The following is a 26235-nucleotide window of genomic DNA, read 5'->3' as shown; positions in this document are numbered from 1 at the left end:
AGGTCAAGCCCCGATCTTCTTACCCTTGGCGTGCCAGACCACGGCCACCGACGGCCGCGGCTGGCCGCCCTCGCCCTCGGGCCAGCGGCTGCTCGGGTTGTCCGGGCCGGCCCCGTCGGTCTCGCCCGGGTGCTGCACCGCCACGAAGACGCTGCGCTGGTCGGTCGAGACGAGCGGGCCGCAGGTCTCGGCCCCGACCGGCACGGTGAGGAACTGCCGCACGTGACCGCGGTCCTTACCCTTGACCGGCATCACGAACAGGCCGTCGTTCGTGCCCAGCGCGTTGCCGTCCGTGGAGATCCACAGGTTGCCGTCCTTGTCGAACGTGACGTTGTCCGGGCAGGAGATCGGCGAGACCTTGCTCTTGTCGAAGCCGGCGAAGTAGGTGGCGGCGTCGTTCGGGTCGCCGCAGACCAGCGGCAGCGACCAGGCGAACGTCTTCTCGCCGGCGTCGTTCCGCTTCTCCACGATCTCCACGATGTGGCCGTGCTTGTTCGAGGGCCGCGGGTTGGCCTCGTCCACCTGGGCCGGGGTGCGGTTGGTGTTGTTGGTCAGCGCCACGTAGACGCCGCCGGTGACGGGGTTGCGCTCGATGTCCTCGGGACGGTCCATCTTCGTCGCGCCCACCTTGTCGGCGGCCACGCGGGTGTGAACGAGCACCTCCTCGGCGGACATGCCCTCCACGTACGACTTCGTGCCCGACACCAGCGGGATCCACTCGCCTGAGCCGTCGAACAGGCCGTCCTCGGGCAGCTTGCCGGAGCCGTCGATCTCGGAGGCGGGGCTGTCGCCGGTGAACTTGGCCACGTACAGGGTGCCCTCGTCCAGGAGCGCCCGGTTGTGACGGTCGAAGCCGGGGATGTAGCGGTCCTTCGAGACGAACTTGTAGATGTACTCGAAGCGGCCGTCGTCGCCCATGTACACGGCCAGGCGGCCGTCGCGGGCCAGCGTCGTGGTGGCGGCCTCGTGGGCGAAGCGGCCGAGCGCGGTGCGCTTGACCGGCGTCGAGTCGGGGTCGAACGGGTCGATCTCGACGATCCATCCGAACCTGTTGGCCTCGTTCGGGTGCTTGGCCAGGTCGAAGCGCTCCTCGACGCGGTCGAACCGGCGGCTCTCCGCCGGGGTGCCGGTGGTGATCGAGTACCGCTTGATGTACGGCTGCTGCTCCGCGGGCACCTTGTCGGCGTTGACGAAGTACTGGTTGAAGTTCTCCTCGGCGGTGAGCACCGTGCCCCACGGGGTGGTGCCGCCCGAGCAGTTGTTCAGCATGCCGACGGGCGTGCCGCCCTTCGGGTCCGCGGCGGTCCTGAGCGGGGCGCTGCCCGCGGCCGGGCCGGAGAAGCGCATCCTGGTCTGGGCCGTGACGCGCCGGTTGTAGCGGCGGCGACCGCTGGTGACCAGCTTCCACTCGCCGGTGTTGCCGGCCCGCTCCAGCTCCACGACGGAGCCGCCGTGCGCGGCCAGGGCGATCTTGATCTGCTCCTCGGTCGCCTCCGCGCCACCCGGGTAACCGCGGAACATCAGGGTCTCGTCGGTGTACTCGTGGTTGACCCACATGAGCGCGCGGTCGCGGCCCATCGGGAAGACCGTCACGTAGTCGCAGTTGTAGCCGAACTGCTTGTTCTGGGCGTCGGCGCTCTGGTTGTCGAAGTCGAACTCGGGCGCGTCGGGCAGCACCGGGTCGCCCCAGCGCACGACCACGGAGGACTGGTAGCCGTCCGGGATGGTGAGGGCGTCGTCCTTGTTCGGGCTCACCGGGGTGAACCGCAGATCGCCGCCACCGCCGTTGCCACTGTTGCCGCCGTGCCGGGCGGCGCTCGCCTCGGGCTCGTCGGCCATGGCCGGGACGGCGCCCGCCACGCCCGCTCCCACCACGACCGCGCCCAGCGCGCCGGCGCGCAGCACGCCGCGGCGCGACAGCGCCTCCTTCACCACGTCGCCGAAGTAGGCGTTCCCGGTGGTGTTGGCCACGTCATGCGCGCACGCGTTTCCACAGCGGAACTGACAGGTCAACGCGGAACGGCCACCTTTGTGCGGGGTGGAAAGCAGCGGCAGCAGCCGCGGCCCCGCATTGGGGTTCGCCACAGGTCCTCCATAAAAGTGCGCGGTTGTACCGCCCGGAGGCTACGGTCGCCGTCGAAACCGGAGGTGAACGAAGACCTCCGTCTCGATGAACGCTTCCGGGGAGACAATGGCGGGGTGCCACCACGCAAGATGGACCAGGAGAAGCTGAGGGCGGCCCTCGACGGCCAGCTCGTCGCACTCGACCAGCCCGCCTACGACGGACCGGCCGCGGGCCTGCCGGCCGCCCTCGTGGCCGCCGTGCTGGCCGCCTACGACCGCGGGCTCCAGCCCGAGCGCGCCGCGGCCAGGATGGCGGTGCGCCACCTGCTCGACAGGCTGGCGAGCGACGCGCCGGGGCGAACCGTCGAGGTGCGGGTGCCCCCGTACGCCGCCATCCAGGCCATCGCCGGCCCCCGGCACACGCGGGGCACTCCCCCGAACGTCGTGGAGATGGACGGCCGGACCTGGATCGAGCTCGCGCTGGGCCGCCTGACCTGGGACGAGGCCATGGCGAGCGGCGCGGTGTCGGCCAGCGGCTCCCGGGCCGACCTGTCCGGACACCTGCCGCTCTAACGGGTGCCGCTCATCCAGGGGAACCGGTCCTGGAAGCACCGGTCCGCGAGCTGGCCGGGCAGGTGGGCGCACTCCTGGACCACGTTCCAGAACCAGATGGCCACGATCGTGAACAGGATCAGCGACAGGACGCTGATCACGATGCCGGCGATGGCGCGGCCCCTGCCCGCGTGCTTGGCCAGCGCCACCCAGCCGAAGACGATCGACAGGATCGCCGTGATCAGGCCGGTGAAGCAGACGAACACCAGGAACGGGCTCGCCACGCCGAGCACGAGCGAGGCCGTGGCCAGGCCGCTGCCGGGCACGGGCTGCTGGTACTGGCCGTACTGGCCGCCGTACTGGCTCGGCTGGCCGCCGTACGGGGCTCCTGGGGGCGGCGGGTAGCCGGGCGGGCCTCCGTACGGGGCGGAGGGCGTCGTTCCCGGCACGGTCGGCTCCTGGTCCTGCGTCCTGCGCTCCCAGGGCGCCTCACCCTCCCCTGCGGGCGGCTGAGCCCCTGCGGGTGGCTGGCCTCCAAGGGGTGGCTGACCGCCGGCGGGCGGCTGCGCTCCGGGTGGCTGGGCCTCCCCGGGCGGCTGGGCCGCTCCGAAGGCCGTGCTTCCCGCGGGCGCGCTGCCGGCGGGCGGCGCGAAGTGCGGCTGCTCGCCCGGCTGCTCGTAGCGCGAGGGCTGCCTGACGGGCGGCTCCTCCTGCTCCCCCGCGCCCCACCCCGGGTACGACGGCCTGCCGCCGGGGATCGGGTACACCTGGGTCGCCTCGGCGTCACCACCCGCCTCACCTGCCTCACCACCGGCCTCGCTCCCCTTGTCGCCCGCGGGCTCGGGGGCCTCGGGCGAGGTGGGCAGGTCCGGGTGGGTCGGCTCACCGGCCGGCCTGGGCTCGTGCGTCGGCGGCACGTCGGGCCGGGGCACCACGGGCGGCGCGGGCGCGATCGGCTCCTCCCCGCCCGGCTCTCTGGGGCCCGGCTCCCCGGGGCCCGGCTCAGGCGCCTCGTCCGGCCGTTCCGCACCGCCGGCCGGCCCGCTCTGCTCGGGCGGCCGCTCGTCCCCGGGCCTGGTGCCCTCGTTCCACCACTCGGGCCCGTGCCGTGGCGGGGTGCCCTCTGGCTGCTCGTCGCGCGGACGGTCGGTATGCGGGTCCTGCCCCTCTCGAGGCTCGTTCGGATCCCCAGGTGTGGTCACTTCTGCGTCTCCCGAGGGTCTGCATGCCGGATACTTCACCCTTTCGCGGAAGGCATCCGCTAAACCGCGCGACACGGTAAGAGGGGGCTCATCCTTGGGTCACCATGCGCCAAAGCACCAGGCGACGGGCAAGATGAGTGCATGCTGGACGAGACCCTGACGTACGCGCTCATCAAGCTCATGAAGGCCCACCGCAACCAGCTCGCCACCGCGCTGGTGCCGCTCGGCCTGCACGTGGGCCAGGAGATGCTGCTCAACCAGCTTTGGCACGAAGACGGCCTGACCCAGAGCGAGCTGATCGCCCGGCTCGGCGTCGAGCCCCCGACCGTGACCAAGACCCTCCAGCGCCTGGAGCGCACGGGCGTCGTCTACCGGGCCCCCGACCCCGACCGGCCCCGGGTGGGCCGCGTGTACCTCACCGAGGCCGGCAGATCGCTGCGCACACCGGTCGAGGAGATCTGGAACCGGATGGACGAGGAACTGCTGCGCGGCTTCTCCGCCGGGGAGCGGGAACTGCTCGCCCGGCTCGTACGTGTCATGCCCGACAGCCGCTTTCACTCCTAGCGAAACCTTCTTGCCCGCAGGACCTGCCCTCCACTTAGCTGGCTAATTAGTCGGCTAAGTAACGTTACGGAGGACTCTCCATGCATGTACTGATCACGGGTGGCTCGTCCGGCATCGGCGCGGCCACCGCGCTCGCGTACGCCAGGACGGGCGCGGACGTCACGATCACCTACAACACCGGCGCGGACCGCGCCGCCGAGGTCGTCAAGCGGATCGAGGAGGCCGGCGCGCGGGGCGCGGCCGTGCACCTCGACCTGGAGGACCATGACACGATCGGGCCCGCCGTCGAACGGGCGGGCCCGGTGGACGCGCTCGTCGCGAACGCCGTCCGCTGGGGCTCGGTCCAGCCGGGCGGCGTGAGCTTCGAGGACGTGCCGCCCGCCGAGTGGTCCGCCGCCATGCACGCCAACGTGGTCGGCAACGCCCTGCTCGTCCGCGCGGCGCTGCCGGGGATGCGGCGCAAGGGGTGGGGCCGGATCGTGTTCGTCTCGTCCGGCATCGGCGAGGAGGGCGTGCCGGGGCCCGGCCCGTACGGCACGGCGAAGATGGCCCTGCACGGCATGGCCAGGGCCCTGGCCTGGGAGGCCGGCCGCGACGGCGTCCTGGTGAACGTGGCCGTCGCGGGCCTCACGATCACCGGCGTCCGGGCCTTCCCGCAGGAGGTCCTCGACCGGCTCGCCGCCCGCACGCCCAGCCGACGGCTCTCCACCGCCGACGACATGGCGGCACTGATCGTCTTTCTGGGCTCGGCGGCCAACCGTAACCTCACCGGAGAGATCATCCGCGACGGATCGAATGCGGGCAGGTCAGCTCACGCCCTCTGATCGCGCACCCGGGTGTGCGAGCATCGAACCGGCCGACCTAAACTGAGGCATGTGCTGAAGGGCGACGGCCGGCTCGGCCATGACCTGGACCCCCACGACCGCGCACCCAAAGACGCCTGCGGTGTCTTCGGCGTATGGGCTCCGGGCGAGGAAGTTTCCAAACTCACCTACTACGGGCTGTACGCGTTGCAGCACCGCGGCCAGGAGTCCGCGGGCATCGCGGTCAGCGAAGGCAGCCGCATTCTCGTCTACAAGGACATGGGCCTCGTCGCCCAGGTCTTCGACGAGTCGGTGCTCAGCACCCTGCGCGGCCATCTGGCCATCGGACACTGCCGCTACTCCACGACCGGCTCCAGCGTGTGGGAGAACGCGCAGCCCACGCTGAGCTCCACCGAGGTGGGCGGCCTGGCGCTCGCCCACAACGGCAACCTCATCAACACCCCGGAGCTGGCCCAGCGCCTGACGCCGGGCTCCACCCGCGCCACCACCGACACCGAGGTCCTGACCACGCTGCTCGCGCAGGACCGCTCCCGCTCCGTCGAAGACGCCGCCGCCGAGCTGCTCCCGCAGGTCAAGGGCGCCTACACACTCGTGTTCATGGACGAGAAGACGCTCTACGCCGCCCGTGACCCGCAGGGCATCCGCCCGCTGGTCCTCGGCCGGCTGGAGCGCGGCTGGGTGGTCGCCTCCGAGACCGCGGCGCTCGACATCGTCGGCGCCACGTTCGTCCGCGAGGTCGAGCCCGGCGAGATGCTCACGATCGACGAGCGCGGGGTCCGGTCCCGCCGCTTCGCGCTGGCGGAGCCCAAGGGCTGCCTGTTCGAGTACGTCTACCTCGCCCGCCCCGACACCACCATCGCCGGGCGCGGCGTCCAGGTCACCCGGGTCGAGGTCGGCCGCGTGCTGGCCCGCGAGCACCCGGTGGAGGCCGACCTGGTCATCCCCACCCCCGAGTCGGGCACGCCCGCCGCCGTGGGCTACGCCCAGGAGAGCGGCATCCCCTACGGCCAGGGCCTGGTGAAGAACTCCTACGTGGGCCGCACGTTCATCCAGCCCTCGCAGACCATCCGCCAACTCGGCATCCGCCTCAAGCTCAACCCGCTGCGCGAGGTCGTGGAGGGCAAGCGCCTGGTGGTCGTCGACGACTCGATCGTGCGCGGCAACACCCAGCGGGCGATCGTCAAGATGTTGCGCGAGGCGGGGGCGCGCGAGGTGCACGTACGCATCTCGTCCCCGCCGGTGGCCTGGCCGTGCTTCTACGGCATCGACTTCGCCACCAGGGCGGAGCTGATCGCGGGCTCGCTCACGGTGGAGGAGATCCGCGCCTCGCTCGGGGCCGACTCGCTCGGCTACATCTCGCTGGAGGGCCTGACGCAGGCCACCACGATCCCGGCCGACCGGCTGTGCCGGGCGTGCTTCACGGGCGAGTACCCGATCCCGATCGACCAGGACAACGTCGGAAAATTCGTGTTGGAGAGCAAAGCGTGAGCACCTACGAGGCCGCCGGGGTCGACATCGAGGCCGGCGAGCGCGCCGTCACGCTGATGAAGGACAAGGTCGCGCGCTCGCGCCGGCCCGAGGTGGTCGACGACGCCAGCGGCTTCGCCGGCCTGTTCGACGCCTCGGCCCTGCTGCGTTACCGGCGTCCGCTGCTCGCCACCTCCACCGACGGCGTGGGCACCAAGGTCATGATCGCCCAGCGCTACGGCAAGCACGACACCATCGGCATCGACCTGGTCGGCATGGTCCTCGACGACCTGGTGGTCTGCGGGGCCGAGCCGCTGTTCATGACCGACTACATCGCCTGCGGCAAGCTGGTGCCCGAGCGGGTCGCCGAGATCGTCGGCGGCGTGGCCGAGGGCTGCCGCCTGGCCGGGGCCGCGCTGGTGGGCGGCGAGACGGCCGAGCACCCGGGCGCGATGGGAGCCGACGAGTACGACCTCGCGGGAGCCGGCACGGGCGTGGTGGAGGCGTCCGCCATGCTCGGCCCCGACCGGGTCGCGGCCGGTGACGTGGTGCTGGGGATGGCCTCGTCCGGGGTGCACTCCAACGGCTACTCGCTGGTGCGTCACGTGCTGCGGGAGAACTCGCTGGAGCTCGACGCCGTGCTGCCCGAACTGGGCCGGCCGCTGGGCGAGGAACTGCTCGAACCCACCCGCGTCTACTCGCTGCACTGCCTGGAACTGGCCAGGACGCTCGACGTGCACGCCTACGCGCACATCACCGGCGGCGGGGTCGAGAACAACCTCTCACGTTCGCTGCCGGCGCACCTCGACGCGGTGCTCGACCGGTCGTCGTGGACGCCTCCCGCGATCTTCGGGGCGCTCGCCGCGTACGGCCGGATCGCCCAGCGGGACATGGACCGCACGTTCAACCTCGGTGTCGGGATGGCCGCCGTGTTGCCCGCCGCCGTGGCGGACGAGGCCATCCGGCTGCTGGCCGCCCGCGGCCTGGACGCCTGGGTGCTGGGCGAGGTCGTGCCGGGAAGCGGCCAGGCCCGCTACCGCTGATCCCCGCCGGCCGGGCGAGCCCGCGGCCCGGCCGGTCAGGCGGGCCGCCGCGCCCGAAGCCACCTGACTCCGGGACGACACGACGAAGCCCCACGGTTACCCGTGGGGCCCGACGAGCGTGAGCGAGGACCCGGCGCGCGCCGCCGGATCCTCGGCCACATCACTCAGGAGAACGGCTATCGGCGGCCGGACGTACGGCCATCGTCGTCGTCTCCGCCGCCATAGTCATCGGCGTAATCGGCATAGCGATCCGCCAGCTCATCGTTGAGGTCGTCGGCGTCGTCATTGCTGGAGTCGCCGACCCCGAGTTCGTCGCGAAGACGGTCAAGATCCGTGCCACCGCTGTTGTACTTCAGCTGGCGAGCAACCTTGACCTGCTTGGCCTTTGCTCGGCCGCGCCCCATTGGCTCGACCCCCTCGTGTGGGATCGTCCCCGACCCCTCGTCGCTAACGCACCACACACTGACGCCGCCTGACTTCGGGCGTCAGCCTATCGTTCGCCTATTACCGTACCTGTTTTGTGCCCAGCTCGGTACGCCGTATGGGCGTGGGGCGTCAGCGCCCCAGCCAAATGGCCCGAATACGCCCGACTTCCGACATTCTGCGCTCGGCCAGCCTATCCGCTGCGACAGCGGGGGGAACGCCCTCGTCGGCCGCGATCCCGAAGATCTTCAGAGTCGTGTCGTAGATCTGGGCGGCCTTGGACCTGGCGCGTTCCATGTCGAAGCCGTCGATCTCGTCGGCGACCTGGATCACGCCCCCGGAGTTGACGACGTAGTCGGGCGCGTAGAGGATGCCGCGCTCGGCGAGTTGCTTCTCCACCCCGGGATGGGCGAGCTGGTTGTTGGCCGCGCCACAGACGATCTTCGCCTTGAGGGCCGGCACGGTGTCGTCGTCGAGCACCCCGCCCAGCGCGCACGGGGCGAAGACGTCGAGGTCGGCGGCGACCATGGCGTGCGCGTCGGCCACCACGTCGATCTCCGGGTGCCGCACCCGCACCCGCTCGACCGCCTTGGGGTCGACGTCGCAGACCACCACGTCGGCGCCGTCCTCGCGCAGGAGCCCGACCAGGCGGTGGCCCACCTTGCCGACCCCCTCCACGCCGACCCGCCTGCCGTGCAGCGACGGCGTGCCGTAGACGCGCTCGGCCGAGGCGCGCATGCCCTGGAACACGCCGAACGCCGTGAGGATGGAGGAGTCCCCGGCGCCGCCGTGGGCCGTCGTGCGGCCGGTCACGAAGCGTGACTCCCGGGCGACGACGTCCATGTCCTCGCTGTAGGTGCCCACGTCGCAGGCGGTGACGTAGCGCCCGCCGAGCGACTGCACGAACCTGCCGTACGCGCGCAGCAGCGCCTCGCTCTTGTCGCGGGACGGGTCGCCGATGATCACGGCCTTGCCCCCGCCCAGGTCGAGGCCGGCCAGCGCGTTCTTGTAGGACATGCCTCTGGCCAGGTTGAGCACGTCGGCCAGGGCCGCCTGCTCGTTGTCGTAGGGATAGAACCTCGTGCCACCCAGGGCCGGGCCCAGCGCCGTGTTGTGGATGGCGATGATGGCACGCAGGCCGCTCTGCTCGTCGGCGCAGAAGACGACCTGCTCGTGAACGTCCTTGTGGGACGCTCCGAAGACATCGGTCACGGTGGTGACTCCCTGTCCGGTCCGCCGCGCCTTCGCGGCGGAGATCACCTCACAGAGTAGTAAGCCACGACGGTGCGCGCAGGTTCGCTTCGTGACACGATGCCTCCGTGCTGCCCTATGCCGCCTACCTCCGTGTCTATGAGCCACTGACCGCGTTCGCCGAGCCCGAGCGCAAGGCGTGGGCCGACTACGCCGACTCCCGTGACCGCCCTCGGCGCGCGAACGCGCTCAATGCGGAGCACGGCGAGTCCGTCATGCGCCTGCTCGGCATGCCCCCTGAACCCGTTCCCGCCCAGGAGAGCCCCAACGCCTATCTGCGGCGTGTTGAGGACCGGCTCTACGTCTGTCCCTGGCAGACGCGTCTGCGTTCGTGGCTGGCGTTCTCACGGCTCCGTGGCAGCACTCCGGTGAAGCTGATGGACCATCTGGTGCCCAAGGCGATCGCCGAACAGACGGCCGACGACTTCGACCGTTACAAGAGGCAGACCGGTTCGGCCGCGTTGCGTACGCATATTCGCACCACGGCGTGGCATGTGCCGCCATCGTGGTTCGTGCCGTTTGATGGGAACGAGCGCTGGCTGGTGCTCGGCTCCGCCAACCCGGGACAGGACGTGACCACCGCTACCGGACGCAACCTCATCTACGTCACCTCCATGGCGCAGGCCCGCAGGCGCGCGGCCCGGGCGCTGAGCGTGCTGCGCCGGCACCTCGGCGACGACGTGGCGGCCAATTTCGACGTGGAGGACGTCGCCAGGTGGCTGGAGGAGTTCCACCCGCACTCCCTGGTCGAGCTCGACTACGGCGGCCTCGTGCACCTCATGGACGACGACGCGCTGCAGGCGGACCAGTCCGTCGCGGAGCTTTCCGCGGCCCTGACGGGCCTGGACACGGGTCAAGAAGAACTTGCCTACGCCATGTACCAGAGGGTCATCCTCCGGTGGAAGTCAATGCAACTGCTGGAATCTGCCAACTGAGCCCCAATACGGCCGTCTGACCTGCATGAGTAGGTCACGTCTCGCGGCTGCTCTCTTCTGCGAACTGAGTAGTTTGCCGTTTTCACTGCGATACCACGAACCGTGTCGCTAGAATCACCGAGCGTGACATGGCCACGGGGGCGGGCAGCTGGGTCGAAAGAAGGGCTCGCCAATCGCTCTGCGTGGCGGTATGGTCACATCGGGTGATGCCGCATATGGCTCAGAAAAGCCGCACGCTCTGCGCCATAGGGGGACATCCGTGACACGCGCAAAGGCAGTCACAGGATCGCTACGCCGGTCCACACGGAGGAGAGGCCGCACAAATGTCAGCTCGTACACCCGAGGCCGAGCCACTGCTCACGCCCGCTGAGGTCGCGACCATGTTCAGGGTCGACCCCAAGACCGTTACGCGGTGGGCCAAGGCGGGCAAGTTGACGTCGATTCGTACCCTCGGCGGTCATCGACGTTACCGGGAGACCGAGGTTCGCGCGCTGCTGGCGGGGATTCCGCAGCAGCGCTCAGAGTAGCTGGAGGTCGTCACGGACCTCAGGGGGGTTTGAAGGGGGTGGACCAGGCCGCCAATGGGCCCGGTCCACCACTTGCTCGTGACGATGGGGAGGTTGGCGCCGCCCGCGCCGGCGCCATTCTTCTCTTCCCGGCACCCCGTTCGCTCCCCCGGCCCCGTCGCCGTCTGCCGTGACCTTGGCCACAGTCGTGCTCCGCGACGTCAGCCGTGATCACGCTCGGTGACACCGGCCATCGTCACGTTCAGTGACGCCAGACGCGGTCACGCTTCGTGACGCCGGCCGCTGAGCACATCCCCCACGCAACCCGCCCGTTCACCGCGAAACGGCCCGCGTGCCGGTGGCACCCCCGACGCGTTCGTCCTCCAGGGGCCGGTCAGGCCAGCCGCTCCAGCAGCCCGGCGACCTCGCCGTCATGGGCGGCGGCGACCCCCAGCAGCGCGACCATCTGCTCGACGAGCAGCTTCTCCAGCGTCGGACGCTCGACGTCGCGGTGCTCCAGCCAGTCGAGGCCCGCCGTCTCCACGGAGGCGATCCACGAGCGCAGGGTCGTGCGCAGCACCGGGCTCGGCTCCTCGACGCCCATCTGCTTCTGGATCAGCCGGAACAGCCGCCGGCGCACCCCGTCGACGATCTCGCCGACCTCGCCGCTCCGGTTGGCCGGGCCGCCCCGCAGCAGCGCGGCGAAGCCGGCCGCGTGCTCCTCGACGAAGTCGAAGTAGCGCCCGAGCCCCGAGGCCAGCTCCTCGATCGGCCGGCCGCCCCCCTGCGGGCGCAGCCGCGACTCCAGTTGCTCCGCCGCGCTGCGCAGCGCGGCCACGTAGAGCTCCTGCTTGCCGCCGAAGTAGTGGTAGACCAGGGCCCGCGAAGCCCCCGCCGCCGAGGCCACGTCGTCGATCGAGACGTCCTCCGCGTCGCGGGTGCTGAACAGCTCCAGCGCCGCCGCCATGAGCTCTTCCCGACGCCGGTCCACGCTGAGCCTGCGCCGTGCCGGCCGTGCCGTCTCGGCTGACTTCCCGGGTGTCACATGTGTACGGTATCCGACGCCGTACCCAATAGCGGACGCCGAAGCGTGCAGTCAATATCCGGTTTTCGCCACGGAGGTTAAGCCAATCCGTAACGGAAGCCGTACCCTGCGGCGAACTCGATCGTTTGGTCAGACAGGTGCCCATATCCGCATCGCGGGGGAGACACATGTCAGGACCGCCCGTCAACACGTCAACCATCGCTGAGCTAAGAGAGGTAGACGCACTGCCTCGGCCCAGACCCACCATCCGTAACGTCGCCGAACGCGCCGGCGTGTCCAAGTCGCTGGTCTCGCTCGTGCTCCGCGGGTCCCCGCACGTGAGCGAGCACCGGCGCCAGGCCGTGCTCCAGGCCGCCCGCGAGCTCGGCTACCGGCCGAACGCGGTCGCCCGGAGCCTGGTCGAAGGCCGTACGCATCTGGTGGGCGCGCTCGTCGCCGACCTGCACAACCCGTTCTACGCGGAGTTCCTCGACGGACTGCAGGAGAGCCTGCACGGCGACGGCCTGCGCATGCTGATCGGGAACAGCCAGTGGGACCCCGCCTTCGAGGACGAGGCCGTGGAGGCCTTCCTCGAACTGCGGGTCGACGGGCTGGTCCTGCTCGGGATCGCGCCGACCAGCGAGACCCTGATCGAGGCCACCGCCTACACCCCCACGGTCGTCGTGGGGGAACGTGACATCGAGCTCGACGGCGTCGACATCGTGGTCGACGACGACCAGCTCGGGGCCCGTCTGGCCATCGACCACCTGGTCGAGCTGGGCCACAAACGGATCGCGCACATCGAGGGCCGGCGACCGTCGCGCTGCGAGGGCTACCTCGTGGCGATGCGCAGGCACTCGCTGGCGCCGTACATCATGGTCGAGGCCGCGGACTCGACCGAAGAGGCCGGCAGGGAGGCGGCGCTCGCGCTGCTGACCCGCGACCCCAGGCCCACGGCGATCTTCGCCGCCAACGACGTGGTCGCGCTCGGCGTGCTCTCCGCAGCCGACGACCTGGGCCTGCGCGTACCCGAGGACCTCTCGGTGGTCGGCTACGACAACACGCACCTGTCGGCCTCCCACCACATCTCGCTCACCTCGGTCGATCAGCCTCGCCGCAGCATGGGCAGGTCGGCCGCCGCGCTGCTGAGCGACCGGATCGGGGACCCCGCGAAGGTCGCGCGGCTGCGGGAGATCCGTCCGGAACTGATCGTGCGACGAAGCACGGGACCCGCCTAAAGGTGCGCCAAAGCTGGGTCAAGCCGTGTGGAGGCGCGGCCACACGGCGGTTTACTCGTCAGGGTCATGCTAATTGTGGCCGGATCCGATCCGGCCACGGTCTGATCCGGGGGAACAGTCATGCGTGATCCGGAACTGGTGTCCTGCGCCCAGCGCGCGGCGGCCGAGCTCGAGCGCGCCTGGGGACACTGGAGGGCGGGCAGGGGACGGAGCACCGAGGGCTGCGCCGAGTCGGTCGCCAGCTACGTCGCCCACTCGCTCGACCATCCGTGGGGCCGCCCCCGCGTCGTCCTCGGGCTCGACGCCGAGGACGCGCGGGAGCTGGCCGCCCTGCTCGAACGGCAGGAGGTCGGCGAGCGGGTCTGGTGAGCACGTACCGGCTCGCCACGCTTGGCATAAGACGGGCTTGTGCTCCCACTCTGCCGTAAGTTGGACGGCATGCGTGCTCTACCAGCCACCGCCCTCGCCGTTTGCGGCCTGATCGCCTCCGCGTGTGGCGGCACCGGCTCCGGTGGCGCCGCGGCAGGTCAGGCCGCCCCTGCGACCGTCGCGGGGCAGGCGTCTCCCTCCTCCGCCCCCTCCTCCGGGCCCGCGAAGCAGGCGCCGCCGGAGGCCAAGCCGCTCGAAGGCAAGGTCATCGTCATCGATCCCGGCCACAACGGCGCCAACTACCGCCACCCCGCCGAGATCAACCGCAAGGTCTACGTGCTGACCAAGTGGAAGGAATGCGACACCACCGGCACCGCGACCAACAGCGGGTACAGCGAGGCCGCCTTCACCTGGGACGTCTCCAGGCGGATGACCAAGATCCTCGAGGGCCGCGGCGCCACCGTGAAGCTGACCAGGAACAGCAACAACGGCGTCGGGCCGTGCATCACCGAACGGGCCGCCATCGGCAACAAGGCCAAGGCCGACGCCGCCATCTCGGTGCACGCCGACGGCTCGGACACCCCGGGCCACCGCGGCTTCCACGTCATCCTGCCCGAGAAGATCAACGGGCCCGTCGACAAGGTCGTGGGCCCCTCCCGCAAGCTCGGGATCGCCGTGCGCGACGCGTACCGCAAGGGCACGGGGGTGCCGTACTCCAACTACATCGGCAAGAACGGGCTCGACCCCCGCAACGACATCGGCGGGCTCAACCTGTCCACCGTGCCGAAGGTCCTGTTCGAGAGCGGGAACATGCGTGATCCGGGCGAGGCGGCCAAGTTCCAGGACCCGCGCTTCCGGCAGCGGATCGCTCTGGCGCTGTCGAACGGATTGCAGCACTATCTCAAATCATGATTCCTCGCCCCGCGCTGCTTCGTGACCTCTCCGCCTCCTACGTGCTGAACGCCGGCGTGACAGTGTCCGGCGACCTGGTGGACGCCGTCCGCCCCGCGCTGGCCCGCCTCGACCCGCTGCCCGGCGACTCCGGCGGGATCGACGTACGGCGTGACCCGGAGCTGGGCGAGGAAGCGTACCGGCTGACGGTCGGCTCGCGCGGGGTGGAGATCGTGGCGGGCGGCCGGGCGGGCGCGTTCTACGCGGCGCAGTCGCTGCACCAGCTCCTGCCGGCCGCCTCCTACCGGTTCACCGGCGGCGGGTCGTGGCCGGTCCCCGGGGTGCGGATCGAGGACGAGCCCCGCTTCGCCTGGCGGGGCCTGCACCTCGACGTCGCGCGGCACTTCTTCCCCAAGCGGGAGATCCTGCGGCTGATCGACCTGATGGCCGTGCACAAGCTCAACCGGCTGCACCTGCACCTGGTGGACGACCAGGGCTGGCGGGTCGAGAGCCGCGCCTACCCGCGCCTGCACGAGGTGGCCTCGCACCGGCCGCGCACGGCGACCAACCACCACCGCGAGCCGGACACCTACGACGACGTGCCGCACGGCGGCTACTACACCCTCGACGACCTCGCCGAGATCGCCGCCTACGCCCGCTCCCGCTGCGTCGTCATCGTGCCCGAGATCGACGTGCCGGGGCACGCCTCGGCGATCCTGGCGGCCTACCCGGAGTTCGGGGCCACCGGGGAGCGGCACGACGTGCTCGACCGCTGGGGCATCTCCCCCGCGATCCTGTCGCCGCTGCCGCCGACCGTGGAATTCCTGGTCACGATCTTCGACGAGCTGCTCGGGGCGCTGGGCGAGACGCCGTACGCGCACATCGGCGGCGACGAGGTCGTGCTCGACCACTGGGCCGCCTCGCCGGAGATCGGCGCCTACCGCGAGTCGCTGGGGCTGGCGAGCGTCAACGAGCTGCAGGCGTGGTTCCTGCGGCGGCTGGCGGACGCGCTGGCCGAGCGGGGCGCGCGGGCGGTGGTGTGGGACGAGGCGTTCGTCAGCGGCGGGCTGCGGCAGGACACGATCGTGATGCCGTGGCGGGGCATGAACGTGGGCCGCCGGGCCGCCGCCGCCGGGCACGACGTGGTGGCGACGCCGGTGTACCCGCTCTACCTCGACTACGCCGAGGCGTCCTCGCCCGACGAGCCGATGGCGATCGGGGACGCGATCACGCTGGCGGACGTGGCCGCGTTCGCGCCCGTGCCCGCCGAGTGGTCGGAGCAGGAGCGGGCTCACGTCCTGGGGGTGCAGGCGCAGTTGTGGACCGAGCGCGTCCCCGACGCCCGCACGGTGGACTACCGGCTGTGGCCGCGCGCCTGCGCCGTGGCGGAGGTGGCCTGGTCGGGCGGCGTCGCCGACGGCTTCGACGGGCGGCTGGCCGAGCACCTCGGCCGGCTGGACGCCCTGGGGGTCGAGTACCGCCCGCTGGACGGGCCGCACCCGTGGCAGCGCCGCCGGCCGCACCGTCCGAGCGCGGTGCGCATCACCGAGGTGATGTCCCGCATCGACGCCCTGACCCACGACGCGGAGTCCACCCGGCCGAGCATCTGACGCCGGCGCTCAGAAGGCGGGGCGGTCGTTGAGGATGAGCTGGAACAGCCGGTGGTCCTGCCACCGGCCGTCGATCTCCAGGTAGCGCGGCGCGGTGCCGAACTGCTCGAAGCCCGCCTTGCGCAGCACGCTCTGGGAGGCCACGTTGTCAAGCAGCGTGCCCGCCGCGATCCGGTGCAGGCCGAGCTCCTGGTCGGCGATCCGGCACACCTCCAGCACCGCCTGCGTGGCCAGGCCCCGGCCGGTGTGCCCGGCGTCGATCCAGTAGCCGAGGTGGGCGTTCAGGAACGGGCCGCGGACGATGTCGTTCAGCGTCATGCGGCCCACGATCCGCTCGCCGTCGGCCAGCACCCACGCCACCGCCTGGTTCCTGGCCTGCTGGTCGAGCAGCGCTTCGAGGCGCCGGGCCTGGCCCGCCACGGTGAAGAACTCCTCGGGCCGGCGCGGCTCCCAGCGGGCCAGGTGGTCGCGGTTGCGCAGGCAGGCGGCGAGCAGCGCCTCGGTGTCCTGCTCGGTCGCCAGGCGCAGGACGATGTCGTCAACGAGCGAGACTGGTTCGATCACCATGCCACGATAGGCCGCGCGGGGCTTCAGGCCGTCCGGCCGATGGCCTCCGTGACGGACTTGAGGCCGTGGCGGCGCACGCGGCGCGCGAGGTCGCGGTGGATGCGCGCGGCCCACAGCGGGCCGCCGTAGATCCAGCCCGTGTAGCCCTGCACCAGGGTGGCCCCGGCCAGGATGCGCTCCCAGACGTCGTCCACGTCCTCGACGCCGCCGGCCGAGACCAGCGTGATGCGGTCGCCGACCTTGGCGCGCAGGCGGCGCAGCACCTCCAGCGAGCGGGCCTTCAGCGGGCGGCCCGACAGTCCGCCGCTCTCGCCCTCGTGCCTGATCGTGGTGTTGGTGGCGATGATGCCGTCGAGCTCCAGCTCCATGGCCAGCTCGGCGACCGCGTCGACGTCCTCGTCGGCCAGGTCGGGGGCGATCTTGACGAGCAGCGGCGTACGGCGCGGCGTGGCGTCGGCGACCTCCTTGACGGCGGCCAGCAGCGGGCGCAGCAGCGAGACCGCCTGGAGGTTGCGCAGCCCGGGGGTGTTGGGCGAGCTGACGTTGACCACCAGGTAGTCGGCCAGCGGGGCGAGCTTCCTGGCGCTGGTCACGTAGTCGGCGACGGCCTCGGCCTCCGGGACGACCTTGGTCTTGCCGATGTTCACGCCGACGACCACCGGGACGCCGCGCGCACGGCGCAGCCTGCGGGCGGCGGCCGCGGCGCCGGCGTTGTTGAAGCCCATCCGGTTGACCACGGCGTGCTGCCGCACCTGCCGGAACAGGCGGGGACGCGGGTTGCCCGGCTGCCCGTGGGCGGTGATCGTGCCGACCTCGACGTGGCCGAAGCCGAGCGCGGCGACGGCCTCGGCGCAGGCGGCGTCCTTGTCGAAGCCGGCGGCCAGCCCGAGCGGCCCGGGGAAGTGCACGCCGAACGCGGTCACGCGCAGGACCGGGTCGTGCGGCGCGAGCATCCGGTGCAGCAACCGCTTGAGCAACGGCAGCCGGGCGAGGAGCGCGAGGGCGCTCACGGTGAGATGGTGCACGGCCTCGGCGTCGAAACGCCGCAAGACCTGCGAGAACACGAGGCGATACATCACGGGTCAGGCTACCAAGCCGGCTTCGTGGGCGATGATCGCGGCCTGGACGCGGTTGCGTACGTCGAGCCGGGTGAGGATGGCGCTCACGTACGCCTTCACCGTGCCCTCGACGATGTGCAGCTCACGGGCGATCTCGGCGTTGGACATCCCGGCCCCGAGCAGGGCGAGCACCTCGCGCTCGCGTTCGGTGAGCGCGGCGATGCGGTCGCGCGCCTGGGCGCCCCTGGCCAGCCGGCCGCCGGAGAGCTGCGCGATGACGCGCTGGGCGACCTTGGGCGACAGGTACGCGGCCCCGCCGGCGACCGCGTGCACGCCGGCGATGAGCTCGCGCGGGTCGCCCGACTTGAGCAGGAAGCCGCTGGCGCCGATGTCGAGCGCCTTGGCGATGTAGTCGTCCTCCCCGAAGGTGGTCAGCATCACCACGGCCGTGCCCGGCGCGGCCCTGCGCAGTTCCGCCGCCGCGGCCAGGCCGTCGAGGCGCGGCATGCGGATGTCGAGCAGCGCGACGTCGGGGTGGTGGCTGATGGCCAGGTCGACGGCCTGCCTGCCGTCGCCGGCCTCGGCCACCACCTCCAGCTCTGGATCGGACTGGAGGATCGCCCGGACCCCCGCCCTGATCATGGCCTCGTCGTCGGCCAGGAGTATGCGGATCACAACTCAACATCCTGGCGGCTATATTGGCCGGCCATGGCACAAGTGAAGGTGTACGGCCGCCGGGACGTCTGGGCGGGGCGGCAGCGGGAGGTCTCGGATCTCGTCCAGACCTGCCTGGTGAACGCGTGGGGAATCCCGGAGGGCAAGCGGTTCCACCGCTTCCTGCTGCTGGACGCGGACGACTTCGTCTGCCCCGGGCGGAGTGAGCGATATCTCATCATCGAGGTGCTGTGCTTCACCGGCCGCAGCGACGACGCCAAGCGGGCGCTGATCCGCGAGCTCTACGACAGATCCGGGTACGACCCCGAGGACCTGGAGATCACGATCGTCGAGATGCCCCGGACGAACTGGGGGATCCGCGGCGTTCCCGCCGACGAGCTGACCCTGCCGTACCAGGTGGAGGTCTGAGGTCCGGGGCAGAGTCGGGCGAGCGGTATGGTCCGACTCATGAGCACTCACTATGACGTCGTCGTCCTCGGCGCGGGTCCTGGAGGCTACACGGCCGCGGTCCGCGCCGCCCAGCTCGGACTGCGCACCGCGGTCGTCGAGGAGAAGTACTGGGGTGGCGTCTGCCTGAACGTGGGCTGCATCCCGTCCAAGGCGCTGCTGCGCAACGCGGAGCTCGCCCACATCTTCCACAATGAGGCCAAGACCTTCGGCATCAGCGGGGAGGTCACCTTCGACTACGGCGCGGCCTTCCAGCGCAGCCGCAAGGTGGCCGACGGGCGCGTCAAGGGCGTTCACTACCTGATGAAGAAGAACGCCATCACCGAGTACGACGGTCGTGGCACGTTCCTCGACGCCAACACGCTCCAGGTGAACGGTGAGACGATCACCTTCTCCCACTGCATCATCGCGGCCGGCGCGACCACCAGGCTGATCCCCGGCACGCAGCTCTCGGAGCGGGTGGTGACGTACGAGGAGCAGATCCTCTCCGAGGACCTGCCCGGCAGCATCGTCATCGCGGGCGCCGGGGCGATCGGCGTGGAGTTCGCGTACGTGCTGCACAACTACGGCGTCAAGGTGACCATCGTCGAGTTCCTCGACCGGGTCGTGCCGCTGGAGGACGAAGAGGTCTCCGCCGAACTGGCCAAGCGTTACAAGCGGCTCGGCATCGAGGTGCTGACCTCGACCCGCGTGGACAGCATCGACGACACCGGCTCCGCGGTCAGGGTCACCGTCACCCGCGACGGCCAGACGCAGGTGCTGGAGGCGGACAAGGTGCTGCAGGCCATCGGGTTCCAGCCGCGCGTCGACGGCTACGGGCTGGAGAAGACCGGGGTGGCGCTGACCGAGCGGGGCGCGATCGCCGTGGACGGCCGGTGCCGGACGAACGTGCCGAGCATCTTCGCCATCGGCGACGTCACGGCGAAGCTGATGCTGGCGCACGCCGCCGAGTCGATGGGCATCATCGCGGCGGAGACGATCGCCGACGCCGAGACCATGGAGCTCGACTACGTGATGATCCCGCGGGCCACGTACTGCCAGCCGCAGGTGGCCAGCTTCGGCTACACCGAGGCGCAGGCCCGCGACCTGGGTTACGACGTGAAGGTGGCGAAGTTCCCGTTCACCGCGAACGGCAAGGCGCACGGGCTGGGCGACACGGCCGGGTTCGTGAAGATCATCAGTGACAACACGCACGGTGAGCTGCTCGGGGCCCACCTGATCGGGCCCGAGGTGACCGAGCTGCTGCCCGAGCTGACGCTGGCCCAGCAGTGGGACCTGACCGTGCACGAGGTGGCCCGCAACGTGCACGCGCACCCGACGCTCGGGGAGGCCGTCAAGGAGGCCGTCCACGGGCTCGCCGGTCACATGATCAACATGTGATCCGGGTGCCGGCCGATCGGTACGGCCGCGCGGTCGTACCGATCATCTGAGGCTCGCCGCCCGCGAAGAGGAGCGGATCGCCCGAGTTCTCACCAGATCTTCAGAATTCGCTGAGAATACTCTGAGGATCCCCGGAGACGTTTGAGACGACCTCGAAAGCGACCCTCGCATCGGACGGTGGTCCCCGCACATGACCTCATCTCCTCCTCGGACGACCGCCCAGACGGGCGCGCGGCACTCGCGCCGGCTCGTCCCCGACGGCCCCGCGGCACTGCGGCTGGGGCTCCTGGCGCTGGTGGCGATCGGCATCGTGGGCGCGGCGCTGGAGCTCGCCTTCGAGCGTCACTGGGCGACCCCCGTGCAGCTCATCCCCTGGGTGGCGCTGGCGCTGCTCGGGGTCGCGCTGGTGCTGCTGCTCCTGCGGGACGCCGGGCCGGTGCTCACCGTCGTGCGCGTGCTGGCCACGATGGTGCTGCTCGCCTCGGCGTACGGGGTGTTCATGCACGTCTCGGTCAACCACGGCATGGGCGCGATGGACCCGGAGTGGGACTCGTTCTCGCCGCTCACCCAGTGGTGGTACGCGCTGACGAAGTCGGTCGGGATGGCCCCGCCGCTCGCCCCCGGCATGCTGGCGCAGAGCGCCCTGCTCCTGCTGCTGGCCAGTCTCACCCGCAGGCGGGCGGCCTGAGCGTCCCGGTCTCCTCCCGGCTTTCCTGAACGGTCGCTGAACGAATGCCGCCCGATCCGGAACCTTCACCGCGTTCCTGGCGTCACATCCAGGCAAAAGCACGGTGACAGATTGAGGCTGGTGAGGTTGCAGTGGCATTACGTCGCGCAGTCATCGCGGCGGCCGTGACGGCGGCCGTCGCGTTCAGCACCGTCGGGGCGGGCGCCACGCCCGCGCCGCCCCGTTCCCCGGTCGTCCGGGCGACCCAGACGACCCAGGCGGCCCAGGTCGCCCAGACGGCCGAGCGCCCGGCCGTCACCGCCGACGAGCCGGTGTGCGTGCGTATCAAGGGCGCGCAGGCGTGCGTGGGCCCCGACGGGAGCGACCGGCCCGGCATCACCGTCGAGGACACCGCCGACGACCGCAGCCACCCCGCGGTCGAGTACTACCTGAACGGCTACCTCGGCACCCAGTACGTCATCCACAACCTGGCCCGTCACGGCGAGGTGCGCGGCAACCGGGAGATCGGCCGTGTCGTGACCTTCCGCGCCGCCCTCTACCAGGGCGACCACCGGGTCAGGTACGGCCGGTGGAAGACCGTCCGCAACATGGCGAAATATCCGGTCAAGCGGGAGACCCGCACCACGCCCGCCGAGGCCCGCGCCAAGTCCAGGACCTGCGCCTCGACGAAGAACGCCGCGACCGTCTGCTTCTCCGAGCGCAAGACGTTCGTCTACGCCTGCGACACCAGGGCCGACGAGTACCAGGCCCGCGCCGAGTACTTCGTGGGCGGCGACCCGACCACCCGCTTCGAGATCCACCAGCTCGCCGGCCTCGGCACCTGCGGCCGGGCCGAGCACGGCGAGCTGTCGGTCAGCATGTACCGCGCCTCGGTGTACGACCACAGCCGGCGCAGGGCCACGAAGGGCTACCAGTACAACTAGCCCGCGCTCAGAGTCAGCGCTCAGAGCCAGCGCTCGCGGGCCGCGTGCCAGGCCAGTTGCATCCTGGTCTGCGCGCCCGCGAGCCGCATCAGGTGGTAGACGCGGCGCTGCACCGTGCGCAGGCTGAGGCCGAGCTGGGTGGCGATCGTCTTCTCCGGCACGCCGGCGACCAGCAGCGACAACAGGTAGAGCTCGTCGGCGTCCAGGGGGCCGGACGGGGCGTCGGTGACCCGTCCGTCCTCCGAGAACCTGATCGGCGTGGCCCGCTCCCACTGGGCCTCGAACAGCGCGATCAGCGCCTCCAGCAGGCTGCTCCCCCGCACGAGCGCGGCCGTGGTGTCGCTCACCCCGTCCACGTGCTGCACGAGCGGCAGCAGCGCCATGGACCGGTCGGCGATCATCATCCGCACCGGCAGCTCGCGCAGCGCCCGCGCCTGCTCGCCCAGCTTGATCCCGTAGGCGACGTTGGCCACCATCCCGGGCTCCGCGAGCAGGGCCTGCTCGTAGATGACCCGGTAGCGCACGCCGCGGCCGAGCGCCTCCAGTTCCTCGGTGTTGTCCACGGACGGCATCACCACGTGGCCCGCGCGGCAGAAGTACAGGACCTCCTCGCGGGCGCTGTCTTGGAGGTGGCGGACCCGCTCGCGCAGCACCGCGCGGCTCGGCAGCACCTCGATCAGCCGGTCGGCGTCCCGGCGGCGCAGGCCGGCGCGGTACTCCTCGGCGAGCTGCTCGACGGCCTGCCGCGCCCAGTCGATCGTCTCCTGGCGGCGTACCAGGCGGGGGCCGAGCGCGACCTCCGGCGCGACCGGGGCGTACCTGCCGCCCGCCGCCTCGCGGGCCAGGCCCGCGCCCAGCATGTCGCGCAGCGCGGCGGTGGCCGCGTCCGTCGTGATTCCCAGTTCCTCGGCGAGGGTGGTGGCGTCCGTCTCACCCGCCCGTACGAGTAACCGGTACGCGCGTTCCTCCAGTTCACCCAGTCCGGCAGGCTCCAGCATGCGCTCCATCATGACATTCGGTGTATGTCGTGAAAGTTTCAGCCGCGATTGACGCCCGTGCGGCCACCGCCCATGATCATGGGGCTTCCTGGTCAGGAGGAGGCGTCGAGCTCGATACCCGCAAATCCAGCACGAGGTGCGCCGATGCCGAAAATCCCCCTGCGATCCGCGTTGGCGGTCCTGCTGACGCTGACCGCCTTGAACGTCCCCACCACCTTGACCGTCAGCACCGCGCACGCGGCCGGCACAGCGGCCGGCACAGCGGCCGGCACAGCGGGCGCGAGCGCCGCCGTCAAGGTGACCGTGAACGCCCGCGCCGCGCTCGCCGCCGTCCCCGACACGGGGCTCGGCACCAACCACGCGATCTGGGACTCCAACCTGGGCACGAACGAGACCGCCGACCTGCTCAAGGACGCGGGCATGAAGCTGCTGCGCTATCCCGGCGGCTCCTACTCCGACATCTACCACTGGGCCGACCACACCGCCCCCGGCGGCTACGTGGCGCCGAACACCGACTTCGACACGTTCATGAGCGGCGTGCGCCGCACCGGCGGCCAGGCGATGGTGACCGCCAACTACGGCACGGGCACCGCCGAGGAGGCCGCGGCCTGGGTGCGCCAGGCCAACGTCACCAAGAAGTACGGCATCAAGTACTGGGAGATCGGCAACGAGAACTACGGCAACGGCCACTACGGCTCCGCCTGGGAGGCCGACGACCACGCCGACAAGAGCCCGAACGAGTACGCCCGCCACGTCGTCTCCTACGCCGACGCGATGAAGGCCGTCGATCCCACCATCAAGATCGGCGCCGTGCTGACCACGCCCGCGAACTGGCCCGACGCCATCACCGCCGAGGGCGACAGCGGCTCGTGGAACAAGGTCGTGCTGTCCGCCGCCGGCTCGAAGATCGACTTCGTCATCCTGCACTGGTACCCCGGCGCCCTCGACAGGACCGGCCACGTGCCCGACATGCTCCAGCTCACCCGCGACCAGATCGCCAGGTACGCCGGCCCCGGCTCCGAGCGGATCGGCATCGCGATGACCGAGTTCAACACCGGGTCGAGCAGCAACGGCACCAACACCCAGCCGGGCGCGCTGGCCGCCGCCGACGCGTACGCCACGCTGCTGGCGGGCGGCGTCTTCACCGTGGACTGGTGGAACGTGCACAACGGCATCGGCGCCGTCACCGAGGTCGAGGGGCACACCGACTACGGCGACTTCGGCCTGCTGTCGAGCGGCGCGTGCACCTCCGACGGCAGCGTCTGCGAGCCCGCGCTGAACACCCCCTTCGCGCCCTACTACGCGCTGCAGATGGTGAGCAGGTTCGCCCGCCCCGGTGACCGGTTCATCCGGGCCGCGACGGACCAGCCGAAGGTCAGCGCGCACGCGGCCCGCCGCCCGAACGGGGATCTGGCCGTCCTGCTGATCAACACCTCGTCCGACACGTCGTACCCGGTCGAGCTCGGCTACTCGGGCTTCTCGCCCGCCGCGGGCGCGCCCACCGTCCTGTCGCACACGAACGGGGCCACGAGCATCACCACGTCCTCGACCGGCACCGCGACCGCGCAGACCCTGCCGCCGCTCTCGCTGACCACCGTGCTCCTGCGCCCGTCGTCGGTCCAGGCCGGCCGCCCCGGCGAGCCGGGCCAGCCCGCCGCCGGCGCCGTCACCGACCAGACGGCCAGGATCACCTGGCCCGCCGCCAAGCCCGGCACCCGGCCGGTCGCCAAGTATGAGCTCTACCGCCAGAACGGAGCCGTCTCCGAGCAGCTCGGTGAGAGCACCGGCACCACGTTCACGGTCGGCAACCTCAAGCCCGGCACCCGCTACACCGTCAACGTCGTCGCCAGGGACACCGGCGGCGCCGTGTCGGACCCCTCGCCCCCGCTGACCTTCACCACCGGCACCCCCGCCACCAGCTCCTGCTCCGTCCGGCTGACCGTCACCACCGACTGGGCCAGCGGGTACGTCGCCGCCGTCGACGTCACCAACAACGGCGCCCCGCTCAACGGCTGGACGCTGGCCTTCGACTGGCCCAGGTCGTGGCAGAGCCTGGGCAGCGGCTGGAGCGCCGTCTGGACGCAGTCGGGCTCGGAGGTCAAGGCCGTCAACGAGGCCGCCAACCCCGCGCTGGCGACCGGGGCCACGACCACGATCGGCTACGTCGGCAACTACAACGGCCCGAACGTGCTCCCGTCCGTCTTCACCCTGAACGGCTCGGTCTGCACGCTCCAGTGACCGCACGTCCGCCGGGCGTACTTCTGAGCCGGGCCCTCCGGCTCAGAAGTACCGCGAGGTGAGGTCGGTCGTGGGCCAGGTCGTCACGCCGCTGCTCGCCTGGCCGAGGATCGGGTCGATCGAGTCGTAGTCCGGCGTGCCCGTCTCCTCCCGCCGGTTGAAGATCGCGCAGTAGCTGACGCCGTTCTGGATCCGTGCCAGGAAGCTGAAGGTGCCCGGCATCGAGCCGTTGTGCCAGGTGTTCAGCGTGCCGAGGTTGTTGGTGCGGACGTGCCAGCCCAGGCCGTACCAGGAGCCGCCGGCCGTGACCCCGGTCTCCGGCTTGGCGAACACCCGCGAGATCGACGTGCCGTTGAGCACCGGGCCCGCCGCGTCGAAGACGAAACCCCACTTGACCAGGTCCACCGCCGAGGCGAGCCAGCCGCCGTTGGCGTCCTGGTTGGGCATGTTGAAGCCGCCGTACGGGTAGGGCACGGTCGCGCCCGAGCCGTCCACGACGCTCTTGTTGGTGTACTGCGACTCGTAGTTCACCTCGGTGGCGAACGGCTCCACGCTTTGGCCGAGCAGCATCCGGGTGATCTTCACGGGGGCGAGCAGCGTGTCCCGGACGTACGCCTCGTAGCTCATGCCCGAGACCTTCTCGATCACCCGGCCGGCCAGCATGTAGCCGTAGTTGCTGTAGACGTACTTGCTGCCGGGGGCGAAGTCGAGCGGGCGCGCGGTGACGTACTTCGTGATGTCGGCGTGGCCGATCGGCAACGCCACGCCCAGGGACGCCGCGATCGTGTGGTCGATCCAGAGCGGGTCCTTCGACACGCCGCGGTCCCAGCCGCCGGTGTGCTGCAACAGCCGCCAGAGGGTGACGTTCGCCAGCCGCGGGTCGGCCGTGGTGGACAGGCCCAGCAGGTCCGACACCTTCGCGCCCAGGCTGACCTTGCCGTCCTGGGCCAGCCGGGCCAGCGCGGCCCCGGTCAGGCTCTTGCTGAGGCTGGCGATCCGGAACAGCGAGGTCGGCTGCACGTTCACGGTCGCGCCGGCGCGCTGGTAGGAGCCGTAGCCGCGGGCGAGCAGGATCTTGCCGTTCTTGGCCACCGCGAGCTGGGCACTCGAGATGGCCCGCTCGGCGATGTACGTCTTCATCGCCGTGTCGAACCCGCTGAGCGCGGCCGGCACGACCCCGGTCGTCGGGATCGCCGCGGCCCCCGCCGCCGCCGCTGCCGCAGGTCGCGCGCCGAGCGCCACGGCGGGCAGCACCGCGGCCCCGGTCTGCAGGAGCCGCCGCCTGGAGAGCGTCATCA

Annotated in this window: 26 protein-coding genes; 16 read left to right on the top strand and 10 right to left on the bottom strand. The window is 71.1% G+C overall.

The window, feature by feature from the left end; translation table 11 throughout:
* Window positions 1-3: 3 nt before the first annotated feature.
* Window positions 4-2085 carry a PhoX family phosphatase gene (locus FAF44_RS11360; RefSeq protein WP_237103042.1) on the bottom strand — a complete coding sequence of 694 codons (2082 nt, stop codon included), beginning with the start codon at window positions 2083-2085 and terminating at the stop codon, window positions 4-6.
* Window positions 2086-2214: 129 nt separating this feature from the next.
* Here FAF44_RS11360 and FAF44_RS11355 point away from each other — a divergent pair, with 129 nt between their 5' ends.
* Window positions 2215-2637 carry a sterol carrier family protein gene (locus tag FAF44_RS11355; RefSeq protein WP_237103048.1) on the top strand — a complete coding sequence of 141 codons (423 nt, stop codon included), beginning with the start codon at window positions 2215-2217 and terminating at the stop codon, window positions 2635-2637.
* Here the strand turns inward: FAF44_RS11355 and FAF44_RS11350 are convergent.
* Entirely contained in the window at window positions 2634-3818 is a 1185-nt protein-coding gene (locus FAF44_RS11350) for a DUF4190 domain-containing protein (RefSeq protein WP_237103050.1), read from the bottom strand. The two genes, FAF44_RS11355 and FAF44_RS11350, sit on opposite strands and share 4 nt — an antisense overlap.
* A 141-nt stretch (window positions 3819-3959) precedes the next feature.
* On the opposite strand from FAF44_RS11350, the gene FAF44_RS11345 reads away from it, so the two are divergent.
* The 4 genes from FAF44_RS11345 (at window position 3960) to purM (ending at window position 7716) form a co-directional block, all read left to right on the top strand.
* Window positions 3960-4382, top strand: a complete 423-nt coding sequence (locus FAF44_RS11345) for a MarR family winged helix-turn-helix transcriptional regulator (protein WP_237103041.1) — start codon at window positions 3960-3962, stop codon at window positions 4380-4382.
* Window positions 4383-4462: 80 nt separating this feature from the next.
* Complete coding sequence (locus FAF44_RS11340) at window positions 4463-5206, top strand: SDR family NAD(P)-dependent oxidoreductase (RefSeq protein WP_237103040.1); 744 nt, start codon at window positions 4463-4465, stop codon at window positions 5204-5206.
* 51 nt (window positions 5207-5257) lie between these two features.
* Window positions 5258-6694, top strand: a complete 1437-nt coding sequence (purF, locus tag FAF44_RS11335; protein ID WP_237103039.1) for an amidophosphoribosyltransferase — start codon at window positions 5258-5260, stop codon at window positions 6692-6694.
* Window positions 6691-7716, top strand: a complete 1026-nt coding sequence (gene purM / locus FAF44_RS11330; RefSeq protein WP_237103038.1) for a phosphoribosylformylglycinamidine cyclo-ligase — start codon at window positions 6691-6693, stop codon at window positions 7714-7716. Before purF ends, purM begins: the two co-directional genes overlap by 4 nt.
* A gap of 176 nt (window positions 7717-7892) precedes the next feature.
* On the opposite strand, the gene FAF44_RS11325 is transcribed toward purM, so the two are convergent.
* Window positions 7893-8120: a DUF3073 domain-containing protein gene (locus FAF44_RS11325; protein ID WP_237103037.1), complete on the bottom strand. Its 228-nt coding sequence runs from the start codon at window positions 8118-8120 to the stop codon at window positions 7893-7895.
* Window positions 8121-8271: 151 nt separating this feature from the next.
* A complete protein-coding gene (locus FAF44_RS55750) occupies window positions 8272-9351 on the bottom strand; it encodes a Glu/Leu/Phe/Val dehydrogenase dimerization domain-containing protein (protein ID WP_237103036.1) in 1080 nt (359 codons plus the stop codon).
* Window positions 9352-9458: 107 nt separating this feature from the next.
* On the opposite strand from FAF44_RS55750, the gene FAF44_RS11315 reads away from it, so the two are divergent.
* Both FAF44_RS11315 and bldC read left to right on the top strand, forming a co-directional pair.
* Complete coding sequence (locus FAF44_RS11315) at window positions 9459-10325, top strand: hypothetical protein (RefSeq protein ID WP_237103035.1); 867 nt, start codon at window positions 9459-9461, stop codon at window positions 10323-10325.
* A 323-nt stretch (window positions 10326-10648) separates the two neighbouring features.
* The gene (gene bldC / locus FAF44_RS11310) at window positions 10649-10852 is read left to right on the top strand and encodes a developmental transcriptional regulator BldC (protein ID WP_013133571.1); all 204 of its coding nucleotides are present in this window, start codon (window positions 10649-10651) and stop codon (window positions 10850-10852) included.
* A gap of 373 nt (window positions 10853-11225) precedes the next feature.
* Here the strand turns inward: bldC and FAF44_RS11305 are convergent, their stop codons facing one another.
* Window positions 11226-11876 carry a TetR/AcrR family transcriptional regulator gene (locus FAF44_RS11305; RefSeq protein WP_237103034.1) on the bottom strand — a complete coding sequence of 217 codons (651 nt, stop codon included), beginning with the start codon at window positions 11874-11876 and terminating at the stop codon, window positions 11226-11228.
* Window positions 11877-12073: 197 nt separating this feature from the next.
* On the opposite strand from FAF44_RS11305, the gene FAF44_RS11300 reads away from it, so the two are divergent.
* The 4 genes from FAF44_RS11300 (at window position 12074) to FAF44_RS11285 (ending at window position 15963) form a co-directional block, all read left to right on the top strand.
* Window positions 12074-13093 carry a LacI family DNA-binding transcriptional regulator gene (locus FAF44_RS11300; protein ID WP_308193313.1) on the top strand — a complete coding sequence of 340 codons (1020 nt, stop codon included), beginning with the start codon at window positions 12074-12076 and terminating at the stop codon, window positions 13091-13093.
* 120 nt (window positions 13094-13213) lie between these two features.
* Window positions 13214-13462 carry a hypothetical protein gene (locus FAF44_RS11295; RefSeq protein ID WP_237103032.1) on the top strand — a complete coding sequence of 83 codons (249 nt, stop codon included), beginning with the start codon at window positions 13214-13216 and terminating at the stop codon, window positions 13460-13462.
* A gap of 69 nt (window positions 13463-13531) precedes the next feature.
* Window positions 13532-14374, top strand: coding sequence for an N-acetylmuramoyl-L-alanine amidase (locus tag FAF44_RS11290; RefSeq protein ID WP_237103031.1), 843 nt, complete (start codon window positions 13532-13534; stop codon window positions 14372-14374).
* Window positions 14371-15963 (top strand): beta-N-acetylhexosaminidase, encoded by a 1593-nt coding sequence (locus FAF44_RS11285; RefSeq protein WP_237103030.1) that lies wholly within the window; start codon window positions 14371-14373, stop codon window positions 15961-15963. Before FAF44_RS11290 ends, FAF44_RS11285 begins: the two co-directional genes overlap by 4 nt.
* A gap of 9 nt (window positions 15964-15972) precedes the next feature.
* On the opposite strand, the gene FAF44_RS11280 is transcribed toward FAF44_RS11285, so the two are convergent.
* Genes FAF44_RS11280 through FAF44_RS11270 form a run of 3 tightly spaced genes read right to left on the bottom strand, consistent with a single transcriptional unit; the run spans window position 15973 to window position 18263 of the window.
* Window positions 15973-16530, bottom strand: coding sequence for a GNAT family N-acetyltransferase (locus FAF44_RS11280; protein ID WP_237103029.1), 558 nt, complete (start codon window positions 16528-16530; stop codon window positions 15973-15975).
* 23 nt (window positions 16531-16553) lie between these two features.
* Complete coding sequence (locus FAF44_RS11275; protein ID WP_237103028.1) at window positions 16554-17606, bottom strand: quinone-dependent dihydroorotate dehydrogenase; 1053 nt, start codon at window positions 17604-17606, stop codon at window positions 16554-16556.
* A 6-nt stretch (window positions 17607-17612) separates the two neighbouring features.
* Window positions 17613-18263, bottom strand: coding sequence for a response regulator transcription factor (locus tag FAF44_RS11270; RefSeq protein ID WP_237103027.1), 651 nt, complete (start codon window positions 18261-18263; stop codon window positions 17613-17615).
* Between the two features lie 33 nt (window positions 18264-18296).
* Here FAF44_RS11270 and FAF44_RS11265 point away from each other — a divergent pair, with 33 nt between their 5' ends.
* The 4 genes from FAF44_RS11265 (at window position 18297) to FAF44_RS11250 (ending at window position 21701) form a co-directional block, all read left to right on the top strand.
* The gene (locus FAF44_RS11265; protein WP_237103026.1) at window positions 18297-18671 is read left to right on the top strand and encodes a tautomerase family protein; all 375 of its coding nucleotides are present in this window, start codon (window positions 18297-18299) and stop codon (window positions 18669-18671) included.
* A gap of 39 nt (window positions 18672-18710) precedes the next feature.
* Window positions 18711-20090 (top strand): dihydrolipoyl dehydrogenase, encoded by a 1380-nt coding sequence (gene lpdA, locus FAF44_RS11260; protein WP_237103025.1) that lies wholly within the window; start codon window positions 18711-18713, stop codon window positions 20088-20090.
* A 190-nt stretch (window positions 20091-20280) separates the two neighbouring features.
* Window positions 20281-20778 (top strand): hypothetical protein, encoded by a 498-nt coding sequence (locus FAF44_RS11255; protein WP_237103024.1) that lies wholly within the window; start codon window positions 20281-20283, stop codon window positions 20776-20778.
* 131 nt (window positions 20779-20909) lie between these two features.
* On the top strand, window positions 20910-21701 hold the full coding sequence (locus FAF44_RS11250; RefSeq protein ID WP_237103023.1) for a hypothetical protein: 792 nt from the start codon (window positions 20910-20912) through the stop codon (window positions 21699-21701).
* Window positions 21702-21721: 20 nt separating this feature from the next.
* Here the strand turns inward: FAF44_RS11250 and FAF44_RS11245 are convergent, their stop codons facing one another.
* Window positions 21722-22711, bottom strand: a complete 990-nt coding sequence (locus tag FAF44_RS11245) for a helix-turn-helix domain-containing protein (protein WP_237103022.1) — start codon at window positions 22709-22711, stop codon at window positions 21722-21724.
* A 132-nt stretch (window positions 22712-22843) separates the two neighbouring features.
* Between FAF44_RS11245 and FAF44_RS11240 the strand changes: the two genes are divergently transcribed.
* Window positions 22844-24937: a cellulose binding domain-containing protein gene (locus FAF44_RS11240; protein WP_237103021.1), complete on the top strand. Its 2094-nt coding sequence runs from the start codon at window positions 22844-22846 to the stop codon at window positions 24935-24937.
* 42 nt (window positions 24938-24979) lie between these two features.
* Here FAF44_RS11240 and FAF44_RS11235 read toward each other — a convergent pair whose 3' ends face one another.
* Window positions 24980-26233: a serine hydrolase gene (locus FAF44_RS11235; protein ID WP_237103020.1), complete on the bottom strand. Its 1254-nt coding sequence runs from the start codon at window positions 26231-26233 to the stop codon at window positions 24980-24982.
* Window positions 26234-26235: the final 2 nt, after the last annotated feature.

This window comes from Nonomuraea sp. MG754425, assembly GCF_021699195.1.
GTDB lineage: Bacteria > Actinomycetota > Actinomycetes > Streptosporangiales > Streptosporangiaceae > Nonomuraea.
The sequence above is the reverse complement of the archived record's forward strand: the minus strand, read 5'-3'. Positions and strand labels throughout refer to the sequence as shown.